We start from the raw sequence: 18,444 nt of genomic DNA, 5'->3' as shown, positions 1-18,444 counted from the left end.
AGGATGACTTTGTGAGTATTTCAGCGAAATTACTAGAAGGTATGAATGAACGTCAAAAAGAGGCTGTTCAGCATACTCAAGGTCCATTGTTGATTATGGCAGGGGCTGGAAGTGGAAAAACGAGAGTATTAACGCATCGTATGGCGTATATTTTAGCAGAAGAAGAGGTTCATCCTTGGAATATTTTAGCAATTACCTTTACCAATAAAGCAGCACGTGAAATGAAAGAGCGAGTGAGTCAATTAGTTGGCTCGCAAGCTGAAGAGATGTGGGTTTCTACTTTCCACTCTATGTGTGTGCGTATTTTAAGAAGAGATATCGAATTATTAGGCTTTCAACGTTCGTTTACGATTTGTGACCCGAGTGAACAACAAACGGCAATGAAGCGAATTTTGAAAAAATTAGATATTGATAATGAGAAATATGATTATCGCATGATTTTAAATCGTATTAGCCAAGCTAAAAATGATTTAGAAGATGTGGAAGAATTTAATAAGAAATATACGGGATATGTGGAACAAATTATTGGAAAATGTTACCGTGAATATCAAAAAGAATTAGCCAAAAGTATGACATTGGACTTTGATGATTTAATTATGTTGACGGTACAACTATTCCAAAAACATCCTAAAACATTACAGTATTATCAACAAAAATTCCAATATATTCATGTGGATGAGTATCAAGATACGAACCATGCCCAATATCGATTAGTAACGATGTTAGCGAAGAAATTCAAAAATATTTGTGTTGTTGGGGATGCAGACCAAAGTATTTATGGTTGGCGTGGTGCTGACATGAGCAATATTTTAGAATTTGAAAAAGATTATCAACAGGCGAAAGTTGTTTTATTAGAACAAAATTATCGTTCTACAAAAACGATTTTACAAGCAGCCAATCATGTCATTGAGAATAATGTTAACCGTAAAGTGAAGAAATTGTGGACTGAAAATGAAGAAGGAGAACTCATTACGTATTACCGTGCTCAATCGGAGCAAGATGAAGGGTATTATGTGCTGTCTCAAATTCAAAGTCTGCTCAGAGATGGCTATCATTATGATGATTTTGCGATTTTATATCGAACAAATGCGCAATCTCGTGTCATGGAAGAAAATTTATTAAAATCAAATATCCCATTCCGATTAGTAGGTGGACAACGATTCTATGACAGATTAGAAATCAAGGATTTGTTAGCGTATTTACGTTTAATTGTAAATCCTCAAGATGATTTAAGCTTTAGAAGAATTGTCAATAGTCCAAAACGAGGAATTGGGGCTACTTCTTTAGCGAAGTTGTCGGATTTTGCTGAGGTATATCAACTTTCATTGTTAGAAGCAAGTGAGCAAATCTCTGTATCTCCTTTATCTGGGAAAGCGGCGAAAGCTTTAGAAAAATTTGCCACAACGATTGAAGAATTAAGAAAAATGCAAGAATTTCTATCTATTAGTGAATTTGTAGAACAAGTGATTGAGAAAACAGGCTATCTTGCTTCTTTAGAGAAACAACATACAATGGAAGCTGATGCGAGAATTGAAAATATTCAAGAGTTTATCTCGGTGGCAAAACAATTCGAACAAGAACGTTTAGAAGAAGAGTCAGAAGATTCTCCATTATTACAATTTTTAACAGATTTATCGTTAGTTTCTGATGCGGATAGCGATGAAGGGGATGGTCGTGTGGTGACATTGATGACGCTTCATGCAGCTAAAGGGCTAGAGTTTCCGGTTGTATTTATGATTGGATTAGAAGAAGGAATTTTCCCAAGTTTTAGAAGTATAATGGAACATGACGATGTGGAAGAAGAACGTCGTCTAGCTTATGTAGGCATTACTCGTGCAGAACAAAAATTATTTTTAACAAATGCGTATTCTAGATTATTATATGGACGTACACAGACGAACCGTCCATCAAGATTTATTTTAGAAATTGGAGAAGAATTATTTGATTCCAATCAACAGAAATCGTATGGCAGCACAAGTAGGGAATCTGCTTCATTTGTTTCAAAAACTTCCTCATCTGGTTCGTTATTTGACAAATATCGTTCAAAATCTCAGGTAACTGCGTATCAATCAAAAGCAGTTCAGCCTTCTAGCATTCAGCCATCAGTCATTCGACAAGTACAAAAACAAACAGTTGCTGCCAATGATGGAGCTGTATGGAAAGTGGGCGACAAGGTGATGCATAAAAAATGGAATGTTGGAACAGTCGTAAAAGTAACTGGTGAAGGCACGAATCAAGAAATTGATGTAGCTTTTGCAGGAATGGGTATTAAACGATTATTAGCAAGTTTTGCCCCAATTGAAAGAATAGAGGAGTCGTAAATGGATACTTCAGTAGAACAAAAAATCCAACAATTAAGAAAACAATTAAATCGTTGGAGTCATGAATATTATGTTCAAGATCGACCAACCGTTACGGATCATGAGTATGATGAAGCGTATCATGAATTAGTACGATTAGAATCGAAATATCCTGAATCGATTACTCCAGATTCACCAACTCAACGTGTTGGTGGTGTTGTGTTAGACAGTTTTGAAAAAGTTACCCATCAAAATCCGATGTTGAGTTTATCAAATGCTTTTTCGAAAGAAGATTTACAAGCGTTTGATGATCGGATTAAAAAATTAACGAATCGTACCATTGATTATGTTTGCGAATTGAAAATTGATGGTTTATCTGTAGCGTTAACGTATCAAAAAGGACAATTAGTGCTAGGTGCTACAAGAGGAGATGGTGTAATAGGCGAAGATATTACGCATAATATTAGAACGGTTAAGTCCGTTCCTCTTTCCTTAAGTCAACCATGGTCGATTGAAGTTCGTGGGGAATGTTATATGCCAAAGAAATCTTTCCAACAATTAAATCAATCAAGGGAAGAAGAAGGTTTAGAAGTGTTTGCTAATCCTAGAAATGCAGCTGCAGGAAGTTTAAGACAATTAGATTCTAAAGTAGCAGCTAGTCGAAATTTAGCGGTATTTCTATATCAAAGTCCTAGTGTTGAGGTTTTAGAAGTGACTTCTCAAATGGAATTGCTAGAAAAGATGCAAGCATTAGGATTTGTCACGAATCCAGAAAGAGCACTTTGCCATTCGATTGATGAAGTGTGGGCATTTATTGAAAAAATGACAGTGGAAAGAAAGAACTTGCCGTATGAAATTGATGGAATTGTAATTAAGGTTAATGACTTTAAAGCGCAAGAAGAAATAGGGTTCACCGTAAAAGCTCCAAAATGGGCGATTGCTTATAAATTTCCTGCTGAAGAAGCACAAACGATTGTGCGAGATATTGAATGGACAGTGGGACGTACAGGAGTGGTGACACCGACAGCTGTGATGGATGCGGTATTTCTTGCAGGAACTACTGTGAAACGTGCCAGCCTACATAATGTAGATTTAATACGAGAAAGAGATATTCGAATTGGAGATACGGTTGTCGTTCATAAAGCGGGCGATATTATTCCTGAAGTGACGCAAGTGATTTTAGACAAACGTCCGGAAGGATTAGAACCGTATGAATTTCCTAAAGAATGTCCGTCTTGTTTGAATCCACTCGTGCATTTAGAAGAAGAGGTTGCGTTAAGATGTATGAATCCAAAATGTCCGGCTCTTTTAAAAGAAGGCTTAACTCATTTTGTGTCTCGGGATGCGATGAATATGTCAGGAGTAGGCACAAGAATCATTCATCAATTATTTGAAAGTGGATTGGTTCACGATGTAGCAGATCTATACCACTTAACAATGGAGCAATTACTAACACTCGATAAAATTCAAGAAAAATCTGCACAAAAAATCTTACAGGCAATTGAAACAAGTAAACAAAATTCATTAGAGCGTTTATTAACGGGATTGGGCATTCGAAATGTTGGATCAAAAGCGGCAAAAGATTTAGCAATGCATTTTGAAACAATGGAAAATCTTCAAAAAGCGACTGCGGAAGAATTGATTGCCATTGAAGGATTAGGAGAAGTTATTGCGCAGAGTGTTTTGGCATATTTTAACCAAGAAACCGTTCGGGAAATGTTAGAAGAACTAAAAACAGCGGACGTTAATATGCGTTATTTAGGAAAAGCTAAGTCAGTTTCAGCAGAAGATTTACTATTATCTGGAAAAACAGTTGTGTTAACAGGAACATTAGAGCAGATGACAAGACAAGAAGCAAAAGAAGCGATTGAATCTTTAGGAGGTAAAGTGACAGGATCTGTTTCTAAAAAAACGGACTTAGTCATTGCTGGAGCGCAAGCAGGAAGTAAGCTCACAAAAGCAGAATTTCTAGGGATTTTAGTATGGGATGAAGAACAATTTAGAACAATCATTGAAGGAAAGGAAGACCTATGAAAAAGAAAATCATCACTCTTGCTAGTGTAACAGCGATGTTATTAGCAGGGTGTGCAAATATTAATCAAGCCACTCAAAAAAATATTGAAACCGAAGCTTCTCGTTCAAAAGTGGTGAAATCAACGACGAATCAATTGTCGAACCAATATTATCGTGCATTAATTACAAATGGAAAATATCAAGTGAGCAAGACTCGTGGAGCAACATTAAGTTTAAATAATGGATTCAATTTAAGAAATTTTGAATCAGGGTTAATTGAATTGTCACGTGCAGTTTTTCCAACGAATCAATACTTCTTTAGAGAAGGACAAGTGATTGATTCAACGACAACGAATCAGTGGATCGCTCGTAAATCAGAAAAAAATCCTGACGGATTAAACCCGGAAGATAATGGCGAGACAGATGCAACGAAAAGAAATCCTTATTATTTGGCTCAAGTTTTAGAACAAGATTTTATGATTCAAACGGAAAACAATTATGAATTAGGTGGTATTAGTATTGGCCTTGCGATGAATACAGTCGATTATTATACGGCTGGAGATAAAGATGCTGAACAACAAATTTCTAATGATGCCATGTTGAAGCAAGCAAAATCGATTGCAAATACCGTGTTGACTCGTTTACGTCAAAATGATGCTCTAAAGACAGTGCCGATTGTGTTTGGAATTTTTAAACAAACTCCAAAAGACGACATTGGTGGGGGAGTTTATATTTTAGAAGCAACTTCTGTTGAAGGAACTGAAATTACGAATTGGACAAATATGAATCAAAAAGTGGTGGTACTACCATTAGTGGATGGGAATCCAACAGAAGAATCATCTGCTTTTGAAAACTTTAGAACGGAAGTTCAAAATTTCTTCCCGAATTTATCAGGAGTAACGGGTAAGGTATATTATCAAGAAGGTGCTGCTAAAAAAATGGTGGTGAATATTATGACTCAATTTTACGGAGAGTCAGAAATTATTGCATTATCTCAACATGTAACGGATGTTGCGAATAAATATTTACCAAAAACAACACCAGTAGAAGTTCGTATTTCTTCTATTAATGGAATGGAAGCATTCTTATTGCAAGATACGGCTCAAGGTGTATTTACGTATCATGTTTTTGATTAAAGATTGACATAAAAGGTACGTGCCTTTTACAATAGAAAAGAAAGAAAAGTAGAGAGTGAGGAACAGTCATGGCAATTGAAGAATCAGAAGTACGTCACGTTGCAAAATTGGCGAAATTATCATTTGCAGATCATGAGATTTTACATTTCACAGAGCAAATGAGTGATATTATCGATATGGTAGAACAATTAAAAGAAGTGGATACAACAGGAGTAGAAGTTACAACTCATGGATATTCATTAGTGAATGTTTTACGTGAAGATGTGCCAGTAAAAGGAACAGATCGTGATTTATTAATGAGAAATGTAAAAACAAGCGAGGATGGATTTATCCAAGTACCTGCAATTATGGGTGAAGGAGAGGAGTAAAAAGTATGAGTTTATTAGAAAATCAAACATTAGTAAGCTTGCATGAAGGTTTAGTTCAAAAGAAATTTACTTCTCAAGAATTAACAAGTGCAACATTTGAAAAAATTCAAGCAGTAGATGATAAAGTTGGAGCTTTCTTAGCTCTAAATGAAGAAGAAGCAATGGCTCAAGCGAAAGCTGCGGATGAAAAAGGTTATGATTCAACTCTTTCTCTTCAAGGCTTACCAATCGGAATTAAAGATAATATTGTCACTCGTGATTTAATCACAACTGCTGCAAGTCGTATGTTGGAAGATTTTAATCCAATTTATGATGCGCATGTAATGGACTTGTTGAAAAAAACAGGTGCTGTGAATGTCGGTAAATTAAACATGGATGAATTTGCCATGGGAGGTTCGACAGAAAATTCTTATTTCAAGAAAACTAGAAATCCTTGGGATTTAACAAAAGTTCCTGGAGGATCTTCAGGTGGTTCTGCAGCAGCTGTATCAGCTGGAGAAGTATTAGCCACTTTAGGTTCTGATACAGGTGGTTCGATTCGTCAACCTGCAAGTTTTACAGGGATTGTCGGAATGAAACCAACTTATGGTCGTGTATCTCGTTATGGATTAATTGCCTTTGCATCAAGTTTAGATCAAATTGGGCCATTAACTCGTACGGTTAAAGATAATGCATTAGTATTAGAAGCAATTAGTGGATATGATCACCGTGATTCTACAAGTGTGAATGTACCTGTTCCAAATTATTACCAACAAATTAATGGCAATATTAAAGGATTAAAAATTGCTTTACCAGTGGAATATTTAGGAGATGGAATTGATCCTGAAATTCGTAAAGCAGTTTTAAAAGCAGCAGAACAATATCGTGCGTTAGGAGCTACGGTAGAAGAAGTGAGCTTACCTCATTCTAAATACGGTATTCCTGCATATTATATTATTGCTTCTTCAGAAGCATCTTCTAACTTACAACGTTTTGACGGTATTCGTTATGGACACCGTTCAGCTGAAGCAAAAACTTTAGAAGATTTATACATTATGAGCCGTACAGAAGGATTCGGTATGGAAGTAAAACGTCGTATTATGTTAGGAACATTCTCATTAAGTTCTGGTTACTATGATGCATACTTCAAGAAAGCAGGACAAGTTCGTACATTAATTAAACAAGATTTTGCCAATGTATTTGCAAATTATGATTTAATTTTAGGACCTGTAACGACTTCAACTGCATATGGAATTGGGGAAAGAAATGACGATCCAATTGAAATGTATATGGCAGACTTATTAACCGTTCCTGTAAACTTAGCAGGTCTTCCAGCAATTTCTGTACCTGCTGGATTCTCTAGCGAAGGGTTACCAATTGGTATTCAATTAATCGGAAATTATTTCCAAGAACAAACGATTTATCAAGCGGCATTTGCATTTGAACAAGCAAATGACTATTACTTAAAACAAGCAAACGTATAAGGAGGAAAATAAGATGAATTTTGAAACAATTATTGGGCTAGAAGTTCACGTAGAGTTAAAAACAGATTCAAAAATCTTCTCTCCTTCACCAGCTCATTTTGGAGCAGAGCCGAATACAAATACAACAGTGATTGACTGGGGTTATCCAGGGGTGCTTCCAGTTATTAATAAACGTGCGATTGAATTTGGAATGCGTGCTGCATTAGCCTTAAACTGTGAAATTTCACAACATACAAAATTTGACCGTAAAAACTATTTCTACCCTGATAATCCAAAAGCGTATCAAATTTCTCAATTTGATTACCCAATTGGTCATGATGGATGGATTGATATTGAAGTTGAAGGAAAAACAAAACGTATCCGTATCGAGCGTGTTCACTTAGAAGAAGATGCTGGTAAAAATACTCACGGAACGGATGGATTCTCCTATGTAGACTTAAACCGTCAAGGAACTCCATTAATTGAGATTGTATCCGAAGCGGATATGCGTTCTCCTGAAGAAGCATATGCTTACTTAGAAGCATTACGTCAAATTATTATGTTTACAGGCGTATCTGATGTGAAAATGGAAGAAGGATCAATGCGTTGTGATGCGAATATTTCTCTACGTCCTTATGGCCAAGAAAAATTCGGTACAAAAACAGAGTTGAAAAACTTAAACTCATTTAACAATGTTCGTAAAGGGTTAGCATTTGAAGAAATTCGTCAAGCTCAAGTATTACGTAGCGGTGGCGTTATTGGTCAAGAAACAAGACGTTTTGATGAATCAAATGGTCAAACTATTTTAATGCGTGTGAAAGAAGGGTCAAGTGACTATCGTTACTTCCCAGAACCAGACTTACCAAACTTAGAAATTTCAGATGAATGGGTAGAAGAAGTTCGTCAATCGATTCCTGAAATGCCAACCGTTCGTCGTGAACGTTATATTCGTGAATTTGGATTACCAGAATATGATGCAATGGTCTTAACATTATCAAAAGAAATGTCTGATTTCTTTGATGAAACTGTTGCAGCAGGTAGTGATCCGAAATTAGCTTCAAACTGGTTAATGGGAGATATTTCTGCTCACTTAAATAGTAAAAAATTAGAATTACAAGATCTATTATTAACACCACAAAGTTTAGCAGAAATGATTCAATTAATTGGAGACGGCACAATCAGTTCTAAATTAGCGAAGAAAGTATTTTTATTATTAGCTGAAGAAGGTGGAACTGCTCGTCAAGTGGTTGAAAAACATGGTATGATTCAATTAAGTGATCCATCACAATTATTACCAATTATTCAAGATGTGTTAGCTAATAACGCACAATCGATTGAAGACTTCAAAAATGGTAAAGATCGTGCAGTTGGCTTCTTAGTGGGTCAAATTATGAAACAAACAAAAGGAAAAGCAAATCCTGGAATTGTAAACCAATTATTACAAGAAGAATTAGCGAAATATTAATAACTGAGAGAACTGAAACGTAGTAGAAAAAATTTCTATGATGCGTTCAGTTAAATAACCGCTGGGAGTGAATAGAAAACGGATTTTCCGACTTCTTATTCACTCCTTCTCTCTTTTTCATAACGAATGAATGGAGGTGTCAAAATGATTCGAGTTCACACAAAAATTATTCAAGCCGGAGAGGTTTTGCAAACAAAATTAGAATCACCGATTGAATCTATTGAATGGAAAGTTGAAAACAAACAATTAGCACTGTCGTATCAAGAAAAAGAAACACTGACAAAAGTGGATTTACTAGTATCTACTGGAGAAGTTCAATTATTCCGAAAAGGCGAAGTAGCTAGTCAATTATTATTCCAACATCAAAAGAAAACAAAGGGACGTTATCAATTAGCGCAAGGACAAGAAATTTTATTTGAGATTAAAACGAAGAAAGTAGAGGTTTCATCGGACTGGAAACAAATTTCTTTTGAATATCAATTATCTCAATTAGGAGAAAATTTAGGAGAATTTATAGTAAATATGGAAATTCTTAAAGAAAACATTGTGCAATAGTAGCGTATCATAGCTTTTGTGTGCTATACTGTTAAGGAATATGTGGAAAGGAAGTGTATCCTTTGAAATTAAAAGCACTGGATGGAATCAACAAAAACGAATTATCAATGGTTGAAGTAGCACATGCTATCTTGGAAACAAAACAAGAAGTGATGGACTTTAATCAATTATTAGTAGAAGTTCAATCATATATGGAGTTAAGCGATGAGCAATTAGAAGCACGCATGGCTCGTTTTTATACAGATTTAAATATTGACGGAAGTTTCATTTCACTTGGAGAAAATCGTTGGGGCTTACGTTCATGGTATCCAATTGATTCAATCGATGAAGAAATTGTTTCATCAATGGATGATGAAGACTTGAAAAAACGTCGTAAAAAACGTAAAAAAGTTAATACCTTTGGGTCGGAAGAAGATCTTATCGATTACAATGATGATGATCCAGAAGATGAAGATGGCTTGTTAGAAGATGAAGAAGATGATGATGATGTGATCGATTTAGACGATGATGTAGATGATGAAGAAGAAACAGAATTAGATACATATCGTTCTGATTTAAGTGAATTAGGTGCTGACGAAGATTTAGATGATGAAGTTAGTGCGGATGAAGATTTATCAATTATTAATGATGACGAGTTAGAAAGCGATTAAGATGAAGAAGAGGATGAATTATAATCCTTTGTAATCTGTAAAAAGTTAGAAAGTGGGAGTGCGTAGCGCTCCTCTTTTTTGTAGGAGGAAAAATTTTGAGAAGAATTTTATCATCATTTTTTGATGCGACTTTTCTAAAATTTATGTTAGTAGGAGTCATTAATACGCTTGTCGGAACAGCGGTGATGTTTTTTTGCTTTAATGTATTAGCTTGGAGTTATTGGATTTCTAGTGCAATGAATTATATAGTGGGAAGTATTGTGAGTTATTTGCTGAATAAAAAATATACTTTCCAGCATAAAGGGCATGATTGGAATACCGTTTGGAAATTTATCGTGAATGTTACGATTTGCTACGTTCTTGCTTATGGATTTGCGAAGCCGCTTGTTACATGGATGCTTTCTGGAGTCACTGCGAATATTCAAGGAAATATTGCTTTATTTGTAGGAATGGTTTTATTTGTTGGATTTAATTATATCGGGCAAAGATTTTGGGCTTTTTCACCTAAAAAAGATGTGCAATAATGCTTTATTCACCAAAAGAGTTAGTGGTTTAATTCTAGTAATCGTTATGGTAAAATAATACTATCTATAAATTTAAGGGGGATACTGCCAAATGGCGGAAGATAAGAAAACTTTTTATTTAACAACACCAATTTATTACCCAAGTGGACAATTACATATCGGACATGCATATACAACTGTAGCAAGTGATGCAATGATTCGTTATAAAAAATTACAAGGTTATGATACTTATTTCTTAACAGGAACAGATGAACATGGGCAAAAAATTCAACAAAAAGCTCAAGAAGCAGGTGTGAGCGAAATTGAATTTGTCGATAATATTATTTTTGGTATTCAAGATTTATGGAAAAAATTAGACGTTTCTTATGATGATTTTATTCGTACGACTCAACCTCGTCATAAAAAAGCTGTACAAAAAATTTTCCAAAAATTAATGGACAATGGCGATATTTATTTAGGGGAATATGAAGGGTGGTATTCTGTTAGTGATGAAGAATACTTTACAGAATCTCAATTAGTCGAAGTATATCGTGATGCAGATGGAAATATGATTGGAGGAGTGGCTCCTAGTGGTCATGAAGTTCAATTAGTGAAGGAAGAATCTTATTTCTTCAGAATGAGTAAATATGCAGATCGCCTATTACAATACTACGAAGAACATCCAGAATTTATTCAACCAGAATCTCGTAAAAATGAGATGATTAATAACTTCATTAAACCCGGTCTAGAAGATTTAGCTGTTTCTCGTACATCATTTGACTGGGGAATTCCAGTACCAAATGATCCAAAACATGTCATTTATGTTTGGATTGATGCTCTATCAAACTATATTACAGCTTTAGGCTATGGAAGTGATGATGAGACATTATTCAATCGTTATTGGCCAGCAGATGTACATTTTATCGGGAAAGAAATCGTTCGTTTCCATACAATTTATTGGCCAATTATGTTAATGGCATTAGACTTACCATTACCAAAGAAAATTTTTGCACATGGTTGGTTATTAATGAAAGACGGTAAAATGTCTAAATCTAAAGGAAATGTTGTAGATCCTAATACATTAATTGAACGTTATGGGTTAGATGCTTTACGTTACTATTTATTACGTGAAGTACCATTTGGTTCAGACGGTATTTTCACACCAGAATCATTTGTAGAACGCATTAATTATGACTTAGCAAATGACTTAGGAAACTTACTAAACCGTACAGTAGCGATGATTAATAAATATTTCGATGGAACAATTCCAGCTTATTCAGCACCAGTTTCAAGCTTTGATCATGAATTAGTAGAAGCTTCAAAAGTGATGATTGAAGAAGTAGAAGCAGCGATGGAAGAAATGCAATTTTCAGTTGCGTTATCAGCAATTTGGAAATTTGTTTCTCGTACAAATAAATATATTGATGAAACAACTCCTTGGGCAGCTGTAAAAGATGAAGCACGTCAAGAAGAATTAGCTCGTACAATGAGTTACTTAGCAGAAAGCTTACGTATTATTGCAGTAGCTTTACAACCATTCTTAACACAAACACCAGGAAAAATCTTAGCACAATTAGGAATTCAGGATGAAGCTTTACGTGATTATCCGTCACTTCATACATTTGGAGTAATTCCAGCTGGTACAAAAGTTGTTGAAAAAGGACAACCAATCTTCCCACGTTTAGATATGGAAGAAGAAGTTGCTTATATTCAAGGCAAAATGGGTGGAACTGTTAAAGAAGAAGTTGCGACAGAATGGAACCCAGAAGAAGTAGAATTAACAACTGAAAAAGAATCAATCAAATATGATGACTTTGACAAGTTAGAATTAAAAGTTGCAGAAGTTATTGACTGTAAACCAGTGGAAGGTGCAGATAAGTTATTACAATTCCGCTTAGATGCAGGAGATGCTGGTGGACACCGTCAAATTCTATCAGGTATCGCTCAATGGTATCCAAATCCAGAAGAGTTTATCGGTAAAAAAGTCGTGATTGTCGCAAACTTAAAACCACGTAAGATGAGAGGACAAATTAGTCAAGGAATGATCTTATCGGCAGAAAAAGATGGAGTATTACAAGTAGTCTTAGCTCCTCAAGAAATGCCAAATGGTTCATTTGTTTCATAATCAATAGAGAACACAGTTATTGTAGGGAGAGTACGTTATTTTACAACGTGCTCTTTCGTATATATAAGAGAAAAAAGGAGAATATACGATGAAGAAGGGCTTATTAACAGGTTTATTATTATTTGGTTTCTTTTTTGGGGCAGGAAATTTAATCTTTCCTCCTTCATTAGGATTATTTTCTGGTGAGTATTTCTGGTCAGCGATTGCGGGATTTATTTTATCAGGCGTAGGTATTCCAATTATTACATTAATTGTGGGTGCCACAAGCAATGGAAGTTTTAAACATGAATTAGAGACAAAAGTTCATTCTGTATTTGCGGTAGCATTTTTAGCAATTTTATATTTATCAATTGGACCATTTTTTGCAATTCCAAGAACAGCAACAGTATCGTATTCGATTAGTATCCAACCATTTGAAACGGCATTAGCTTCAATGGGAATTTCGGGTACTTTCTCATTGTTTATTTATACAGTATTATATTTTGCTGCAGCGTATTGGATTGCGATTCATCGTTCTACGATTTTAAATAGTATCGGGGAAATTTTAACCCCATTATTTGCAGGATTAATTTTAGTCTTAGTGTTATTAGGAGCGATTAAATATGCAGGAGTAGCTCCAATGGAAGCAGCAACGGCTTATCAAAAGGGGGGCTCATTTGGAAATGGATTTATTGAAGGATATAATACATTAGATGCCTTAGCTTCTGTTGCCTTCTGTGTGGTTGCAGTGAATACATTGAAGAAATTCCATTTTTCTTCAAAAGAAGAATTTACAAAAACGATTATCGGTGTAGGTTTAGTAACTGCAGTAGGATTTAGTATCTTATATTTAGGGCTAGCAAATTTAGGAAATCATTTTACAGTACCAGCAGATGTATTGGCAGATAAAGCAGTTAATAAAGGATCTTATATTTTAACAGCTGCTTCAAAAGATATTTTCGGAGTATTTGGGCAAGTATTTTTAGGCGCAATGGTTATTTTAACTTGCTTTACAACAACAGTTGGATTGATTGTTTCGACAGGAGAATTCTTTGAAGAATTATTCCCTAAATATTCTTATAAAGTTTATGTTACAATTTTCTCAGTTATTGGATTTGCCATTTCGAATTTAGGGTTAAATACCGTTATTAAATTCTCAATTCCAGTATTATTAATTTTATATCCAATTACAATTATTATTGTAGTGTTAATTATTTTAAATAAATTCTTCGCATTGTCGAAAGTTGGAATGCAGTTAACAGTATGGTTAACGGTTCTAGTATCAATATTAACAGTATTAGGAGACTCCTTAAAATTATCAGTATTATCTACTGTAATGAACCAATTACCATTTTCTACTTTATCGTTAGGATGGGTAGTTCCAGCATTAATAGGGATAGTGATTGCTTTGATTTTAAGGGATAAACAAAAAGGCGAAGCTTTTGATTTTGAAAAGATCTTAGCAGAGTAAGAAAGTAGGTTAGCATGTTTTTATATGGAGTAACGATTATCGTATTAATAGCCTTACTCTTTTCTATGTGGAAGGATAATCGCAGTTTATGGAATCCAGCTTTATTAGTCATTGAAGTATTTTTTTTATATCTATCTATTGCGAATCTCTTTTTCAGTTTTGGGTATGAAAATGCTCATTTTGTGATGATAGTAGGAATTTTACTCACTCCTGTTCTGATTCTTTTAAGTGGTTTATTTTTAATCATTAATGGCTTTATTTTGTTAAAAAAAGAAGGCTTTTCTAAAGCGAATTTTTTATCTCCAATTATGGGAATAGTGATTCTATTTTTCTTTATTTTCATGTGGATTCGAGTTGGGCTAGTTACAAATGATTTTTTCTTTAATAATCCGTGGATTAATATACTATTGATGTTTATCATTTATTCTTATATTATTTTTGGTTTTGCATTTGTAGGATTTATGATGTACTCCTGTGTCTATTTATGGGTGCCGAAGAAACAGCATTATGATTTTATTATTATTCATGGAGCCGGATTGTTAGATGGGGAAAAAGTTACACCGCTACTAAAAAGAAGAATTGATAAAGCGGTACAGGCATTTCATCAATCAAAAAATTCTCATATTCGACTGATTGTAAGTGGTGGACAAGGCAGCGATGAAAAAATATCTGAAGCACAAGCGATGTATAACTATTTAGTGGAACAAACAGATGTGCCAAAAGAATCTATTCTACTGGAAGAAAAATCTACAACTACTTATGAAAATTTATTGTTCTCTAAAGAGATAGGCGAGCAATTAGTTGAAAATCCTCGATTTTTATTTGTAACAAATGACTATCATGTATTTCGTACGAGTACTTATGCACGTCAAATTGGAATGCAGGGAGATGGCTTAGGTTGTTCCACTGCAAGTTATTATATTCCATCAGCTTTTATTCGCGAATATGTAGCGATGTGTGTGAAAATGAAAAAACTCTTTATAGGGTTTGAATTGCTTTATGTTCTAGCGGTTGTATTATCGTATAGAGGCGTATTGTGGTAAAAGTCTAATAGATAATAAGGAAGCATACCGATTTCGGTATGCTTTTTTGTCGTGACGATTTGCATGAGAAGTCGTGACGAAAGTTATGGTAGGTAGTGACCTAAGACACTACTGTGAGAAAGAAAATTTTTTCTATAATGAATTCATTAGTTAGGAAATGAGTAAAGAGGGGATAAACATAATTAACGTAAAAATGTTACAAAAAAATTTAGTCAAAAAATAGCTTTGGAAGAGATTTCTTTTGAAGTGAATAAAGGAGAAATTTTTGGATTCTTAGGGCCATCTGGTTCAGGAAAAACTAAGCCTTTATAAAAATTTACAAGCTTATGCAAAATTATATGGAAAAGCAAATTCACGTGTAGGTGAAGTGTTAAAACAAGTTGATTTATACGATAGTAAAAACTTAGCAGTAGAAAAATTATCGACAGGGATGAAACAAAGAATGTTTATAGCAAGAGCTTTAATCAATAAGCCACAAGTATTATTCAGTAACAGCACTTTATTAGCAACCATTTTATTACCGTATGGATTGTTAATCTTATATAACCAATTTATGAATGCAGATGGATAACATTCTTCATATATGGTATTCATGTGTTTATCATTAGCATTCTCAGTTTCACTAGGAAGCTTGACTTCCTTAACAATTGCTGAAGATAAGGAAAAGAAAAACTTGAAGTCTTTACTGCTCAGTGGTGTTAGAAATGGAGAATATTTTGTAGTAGCGATTGTTGTGGGACTATGTGTTATTTTATTAAACTTATTAGTTGCTTCTCTTTCGAATACTCAATCACAAGCACAAGTGAATAGTTTAGTTCCTATGATGGCTATTTCATTCTTACCATTGTTCTCTGGGTTAAATGAGTCGATTTCGAAAATTGCTCATTATACATTTATGGGAGTTTATGTAGACTTCTTTACAAAAGAAAGTTTTGAGTTAAGTCTTGAAACGATTGGTGTAGCGTTAGCTTGGTTTGTAGGTTTATTCTTAGTAAACTTAATTGTATTAAATCCAACACGAAAAGAAATCTTTTTAGCAAAACTGACAAGAAAAGCGGTGTAGGGAGCGAAATAGACTTTTCACTGTAGTAAAGGACGGCAGCAGCTTCGCAAGCGAATCTCATGCCTAATACTAAAGTGGGAAGTCTTTTCTTTTTTCAAGGGAGTTAGTTAGAGATTGATACGGAATGTCTCACTTCACTATAAAATTATACAAAAATAAGCTATAATAAGTCAGACAAATAGTAGTGAGCGAGGATAGAGATGAAAAAAAATGACCGTATAGAAGTACAAATTGAAGATTTGACGTATGAAGGAATGGGCGTTGCGAAAGTAGATGGATTCCCTCTTTTTATTGAAAATGCTCTACCAGGGGAAAAAGTAGTAGCGCATGTTTTAAAACTTGGGAAAAAATTTGGCTATGCTAAAGTCGTTGAATGGTTATTAACGAGTCCTGACCGTATTCCATTAGTTGATCCAAACGGAACACGAGTAGGAACGATGCCTTTACAACATATGAAGTATGAAGCTCAATTAGCGTTCAAACAAAAACAAGTGAAGCATGTCATGAATACAATTGCGAAAATGCCGGATTTAGAAGTTCGTCCAACCATTGGGATGGAACATCCATTTGGATACCGTAATAAAGCGCAAATCCCTGTGAGAATGGTGGATGGCTTATTAACAACTGGATTTTTCAAGAAAAACTCCCATGACTTAGTTCCAATCGAAGACTTTCATATTCAAGATCCAGAAATTGACCGTATTATTTTAGTAGTCAGAGATATTTTAAGAAAATTTGCGATTGAAGCTTATGATGAAGAGAAACATACCGGCGATTTACGTCATATTATTGTTCGTAGAGGATTACGTACGTCTCAAGTGATGATTGTTTTAGTCACTCGTACAGAAAAATTCCCTCAAAAAGAGGAAATTGTAGAGAAAATTACTCAGCAATTACCAGAAGTGGTGTCGATTGTCCAAAATATTCAATCGCATCAATCAAATGTCATTATGGGTTCTCAAAAGAAAGTGTTATTTGGTGAAGATGCTTTCCAAGAAGAATTAATGGAATTTACCTTTACGATTAGTTCACGTTCATTTTTCCAAGTTAATACGATTCAAACGGAAGTGCTGTATCATGAAGCCATTCAAGCAGCTGGATTAACTGGAGATGAAACAGTAGTGGATGCTTATTGTGGAATCGGAACAATGAGTTTATCTTTTGCCAAACGTGCTAAAAAAGTTTATGCCATGGAAATTGTGCCAGATGCGATTCAAATGGCAAAAGAAAATGCTCGAATGAATGAGATTGACAATGTAATATTTGAAGTGGGAGCGGCTGAAAAAGTCATGCCGACATGGGTAGACTCAGGATTGCAACCGGATGTGATTGTAGTCGATCCGCCAAGAAAAGGATTAGATGGAGCATTTATTGAGGCAGCCGTTAAAACAAAAGCAAGAAAAATTGTTTACGTTAGCTGTAATCCAGCAACATTAGCACGTGATTTAGCCTTATTCCAAGAAGAAGGTTATCAAGGGCTTTATGCTCAACCAGTGGATATGTTCCCAATGACGACAGCAATTGAGACGGTAGCACTTTTGTCCAAACTTGATGTCGATAAGCACATAAGTGTTGAAATTGAGTTGGATGAGCTTGATTTGACAAGTGCGGAGAGTAAAGCAACATATGCTCAAATCAAAGAATATGTTTGGAATAAATTTCAATTAAAAGTTTCAACATTATATATTACACAGATAAAAAGGAAATGTGGAATAGAATTACGAGAACATTACAACAAGTCAAAAAAGGAGAAACAAATTATTCCACAGTGTACACCTGAAAAAGAAGAAGCCATCATGGATGCTTTGAGACACTTCAAAATGATTTAATAGAAAAAACGACAGCATATGACTTTCTGCATTTATTACATTCCTACTTGGTATTGGAACGGCGTTGTTGTATATCATTATGGTGTTCTGCTTATTTTGGGCGTTAGCTTCTTTTATTGCAAGTTTAAGAGTAAGTTAACATATTTTTAGAAGTTTAATTTTTATAATTGGATTAATAGAATTATTAAACTATACAATAAAATCAATTTAAAGAAAAATAAATATTAGATAACCTTAGACGATAGAAATTAAAAACTCTATTGTCTATTTTTATACTCAAAAGTTGGAGGGTATGATGATGAGGAAAAAATTCTATATTAGGGCAAATAAAAAGCTTTAAGACAGGTGACAAAACTAAGTCAAATAAGAAAGACCATAGCAAAGATACAGAGAGATAAATATCGGCAGTTTTCGGACTGCCTTTATTTTTTTGCTTTTTTAAAGTGATGTATCAATTGATTGAAAATAACCTATAGTTAATGTTATAACAAATTTGTATGTA

Annotated in this window: 14 protein-coding genes and 2 pseudogenes; all 16 read left to right on the top strand. The window is 34.5% G+C overall.

The features are described from left to right. The first annotated feature begins 11 nt into the window (after positions 1 to 11). A complete protein-coding gene (pcrA, locus tag LK443_RS01900; protein ID WP_227931906.1) occupies positions 12 to 2,321 on the top strand; it encodes a DNA helicase PcrA in 2,310 nt (769 codons plus the stop codon). Continuing rightward, positions 2,322 to 4,334 (top strand): NAD-dependent DNA ligase LigA, encoded by a 2,013-nt coding sequence (gene ligA / locus LK443_RS01895; protein ID WP_227931905.1) that lies wholly within the window; start codon positions 2,322 to 2,324, stop codon positions 4,332 to 4,334. Beyond that, positions 4,331 to 5,449, top strand: a complete 1,119-nt coding sequence (locus tag LK443_RS01890; protein WP_227931904.1) for a CamS family sex pheromone protein — start codon at positions 4,331 to 4,333, stop codon at positions 5,447 to 5,449. Before ligA ends, LK443_RS01890 begins: the two co-directional genes overlap by 4 nt. A 68-nt stretch (positions 5,450 to 5,517) precedes the next feature. Further along, a complete protein-coding gene (gatC, locus tag LK443_RS01885; protein WP_227931903.1) occupies positions 5,518 to 5,817 on the top strand; it encodes an Asp-tRNA(Asn)/Glu-tRNA(Gln) amidotransferase subunit GatC in 300 nt (99 codons plus the stop codon). Positions 5,818 to 5,822: 5 nt separating this feature from the next. Then, entirely contained in the window at positions 5,823 to 7,280 is a 1,458-nt protein-coding gene (gene gatA, locus LK443_RS01880; protein WP_227931902.1) for an Asp-tRNA(Asn)/Glu-tRNA(Gln) amidotransferase subunit GatA, read from the top strand. Between the two features lie 13 nt (positions 7,281 to 7,293). Continuing rightward, on the top strand, positions 7,294 to 8,724 hold the full coding sequence (gene gatB / locus LK443_RS01875) for an Asp-tRNA(Asn)/Glu-tRNA(Gln) amidotransferase subunit GatB (RefSeq protein ID WP_227931901.1): 1,431 nt from the start codon (positions 7,294 to 7,296) through the stop codon (positions 8,722 to 8,724). A 144-nt stretch (positions 8,725 to 8,868) separates the two neighbouring features. After that, positions 8,869 to 9,279 carry a DUF1934 domain-containing protein gene (locus LK443_RS01870; RefSeq protein WP_227931900.1) on the top strand — a complete coding sequence of 137 codons (411 nt, stop codon included), beginning with the start codon at positions 8,869 to 8,871 and terminating at the stop codon, positions 9,277 to 9,279. Between the two features lie 62 nt (positions 9,280 to 9,341). Further along, entirely contained in the window at positions 9,342 to 9,929 is a 588-nt protein-coding gene (gene rpoE, locus LK443_RS01865; protein ID WP_227931899.1) for a DNA-directed RNA polymerase subunit delta, read from the top strand. Positions 9,930 to 10,024: 95 nt separating this feature from the next. Beyond that, positions 10,025 to 10,453, top strand: coding sequence for a GtrA family protein (locus LK443_RS01860; RefSeq protein ID WP_227931898.1), 429 nt, complete (start codon positions 10,025 to 10,027; stop codon positions 10,451 to 10,453). Positions 10,454 to 10,544: 91 nt separating this feature from the next. After that, complete coding sequence (metG, locus tag LK443_RS01855; protein WP_227931897.1) at positions 10,545 to 12,557, top strand: methionine--tRNA ligase; 2,013 nt, start codon at positions 10,545 to 10,547, stop codon at positions 12,555 to 12,557. An 88-nt stretch (positions 12,558 to 12,645) separates the two neighbouring features. Next, entirely contained in the window at positions 12,646 to 14,007 is a 1,362-nt protein-coding gene (brnQ, locus tag LK443_RS01850) for a branched-chain amino acid transport system II carrier protein (RefSeq protein WP_227931896.1), read from the top strand. Positions 14,008 to 14,021: 14 nt separating this feature from the next. Continuing rightward, positions 14,022 to 15,050, top strand: a complete 1,029-nt coding sequence (locus LK443_RS01845; RefSeq protein ID WP_227931895.1) for a YdcF family protein — start codon at positions 14,022 to 14,024, stop codon at positions 15,048 to 15,050. Between the two features lie 219 nt (positions 15,051 to 15,269). Further along, positions 15,270 to 15,537: pseudogene (locus LK443_RS01840) on the top strand (ATP-binding cassette domain-containing protein); the annotation flags it as partial. Between the two features lie 96 nt (positions 15,538 to 15,633). Further along, positions 15,634 to 16,113 carry a hypothetical protein gene (locus LK443_RS01835; RefSeq protein ID WP_227931894.1) on the top strand — a complete coding sequence of 160 codons (480 nt, stop codon included), beginning with the start codon at positions 15,634 to 15,636 and terminating at the stop codon, positions 16,111 to 16,113. A 200-nt stretch (positions 16,114 to 16,313) separates the two neighbouring features. Then, positions 16,314 to 17,942 carry a 23S rRNA (uracil(1939)-C(5))-methyltransferase RlmD gene (rlmD, locus tag LK443_RS01830; protein WP_227931893.1) on the top strand — a complete coding sequence of 543 codons (1,629 nt, stop codon included), beginning with the start codon at positions 16,314 to 16,316 and terminating at the stop codon, positions 17,940 to 17,942. 305 nt (positions 17,943 to 18,247) lie between these two features. Beyond that, positions 18,248 to 18,340: pseudogene (locus LK443_RS09510) on the top strand (DNA-binding protein); the annotation flags it as partial. Positions 18,341 to 18,444: the final 104 nt, after the last annotated feature.

Origin of the sequence: Granulicatella elegans (assembly GCF_020735385.1) — a bacterium.
GTDB lineage: Bacteria > Bacillota > Bacilli > Lactobacillales > Aerococcaceae > Granulicatella > Granulicatella elegans_B.
The sequence above is the reverse complement of the archived record's forward strand: the minus strand, read 5'-3'. Positions and strand labels throughout refer to the sequence as shown.

Bases quoted from the DNA above. Each gene is read 5' to 3' on its own strand.
- LK443_RS01835 (WP_227931894.1), top strand. From the start codon at position 15,634: ATGGTATTCATGTGTTTATCATTAGCATTCTCAGTTTCACTAGGAAGC.
- gatA (WP_227931902.1), top strand. From the start codon at position 5,823: ATGAGTTTATTAGAAAATCAAACATTAGTAAGCTTGCATGAAGGTTTA.
- gatB (WP_227931901.1), top strand. From the start codon at position 7,294: ATGAATTTTGAAACAATTATTGGGCTAGAAGTTCACGTAGAGTTAAAA.
- gatC (WP_227931903.1), top strand. From the start codon at position 5,518: ATGGCAATTGAAGAATCAGAAGTACGTCACGTTGCAAAATTGGCGAAA.
- ligA (WP_227931905.1), top strand. From the start codon at position 2,322: ATGGATACTTCAGTAGAACAAAAAATCCAACAATTAAGAAAACAATTA.
- brnQ (WP_227931896.1), top strand. From the start codon at position 12,646: ATGAAGAAGGGCTTATTAACAGGTTTATTATTATTTGGTTTCTTTTTT.
- rlmD (WP_227931893.1), top strand. From the start codon at position 16,314: ATGAAAAAAAATGACCGTATAGAAGTACAAATTGAAGATTTGACGTAT.
- LK443_RS01870 (WP_227931900.1), top strand. From the start codon at position 8,869: ATGATTCGAGTTCACACAAAAATTATTCAAGCCGGAGAGGTTTTGCAA.
- LK443_RS01845 (WP_227931895.1), top strand. From the start codon at position 14,022: ATGTTTTTATATGGAGTAACGATTATCGTATTAATAGCCTTACTCTTT.
- LK443_RS01890 (WP_227931904.1), top strand. From the start codon at position 4,331: ATGAAAAAGAAAATCATCACTCTTGCTAGTGTAACAGCGATGTTATTA.
- metG (WP_227931897.1), top strand. From the start codon at position 10,545: ATGGCGGAAGATAAGAAAACTTTTTATTTAACAACACCAATTTATTAC.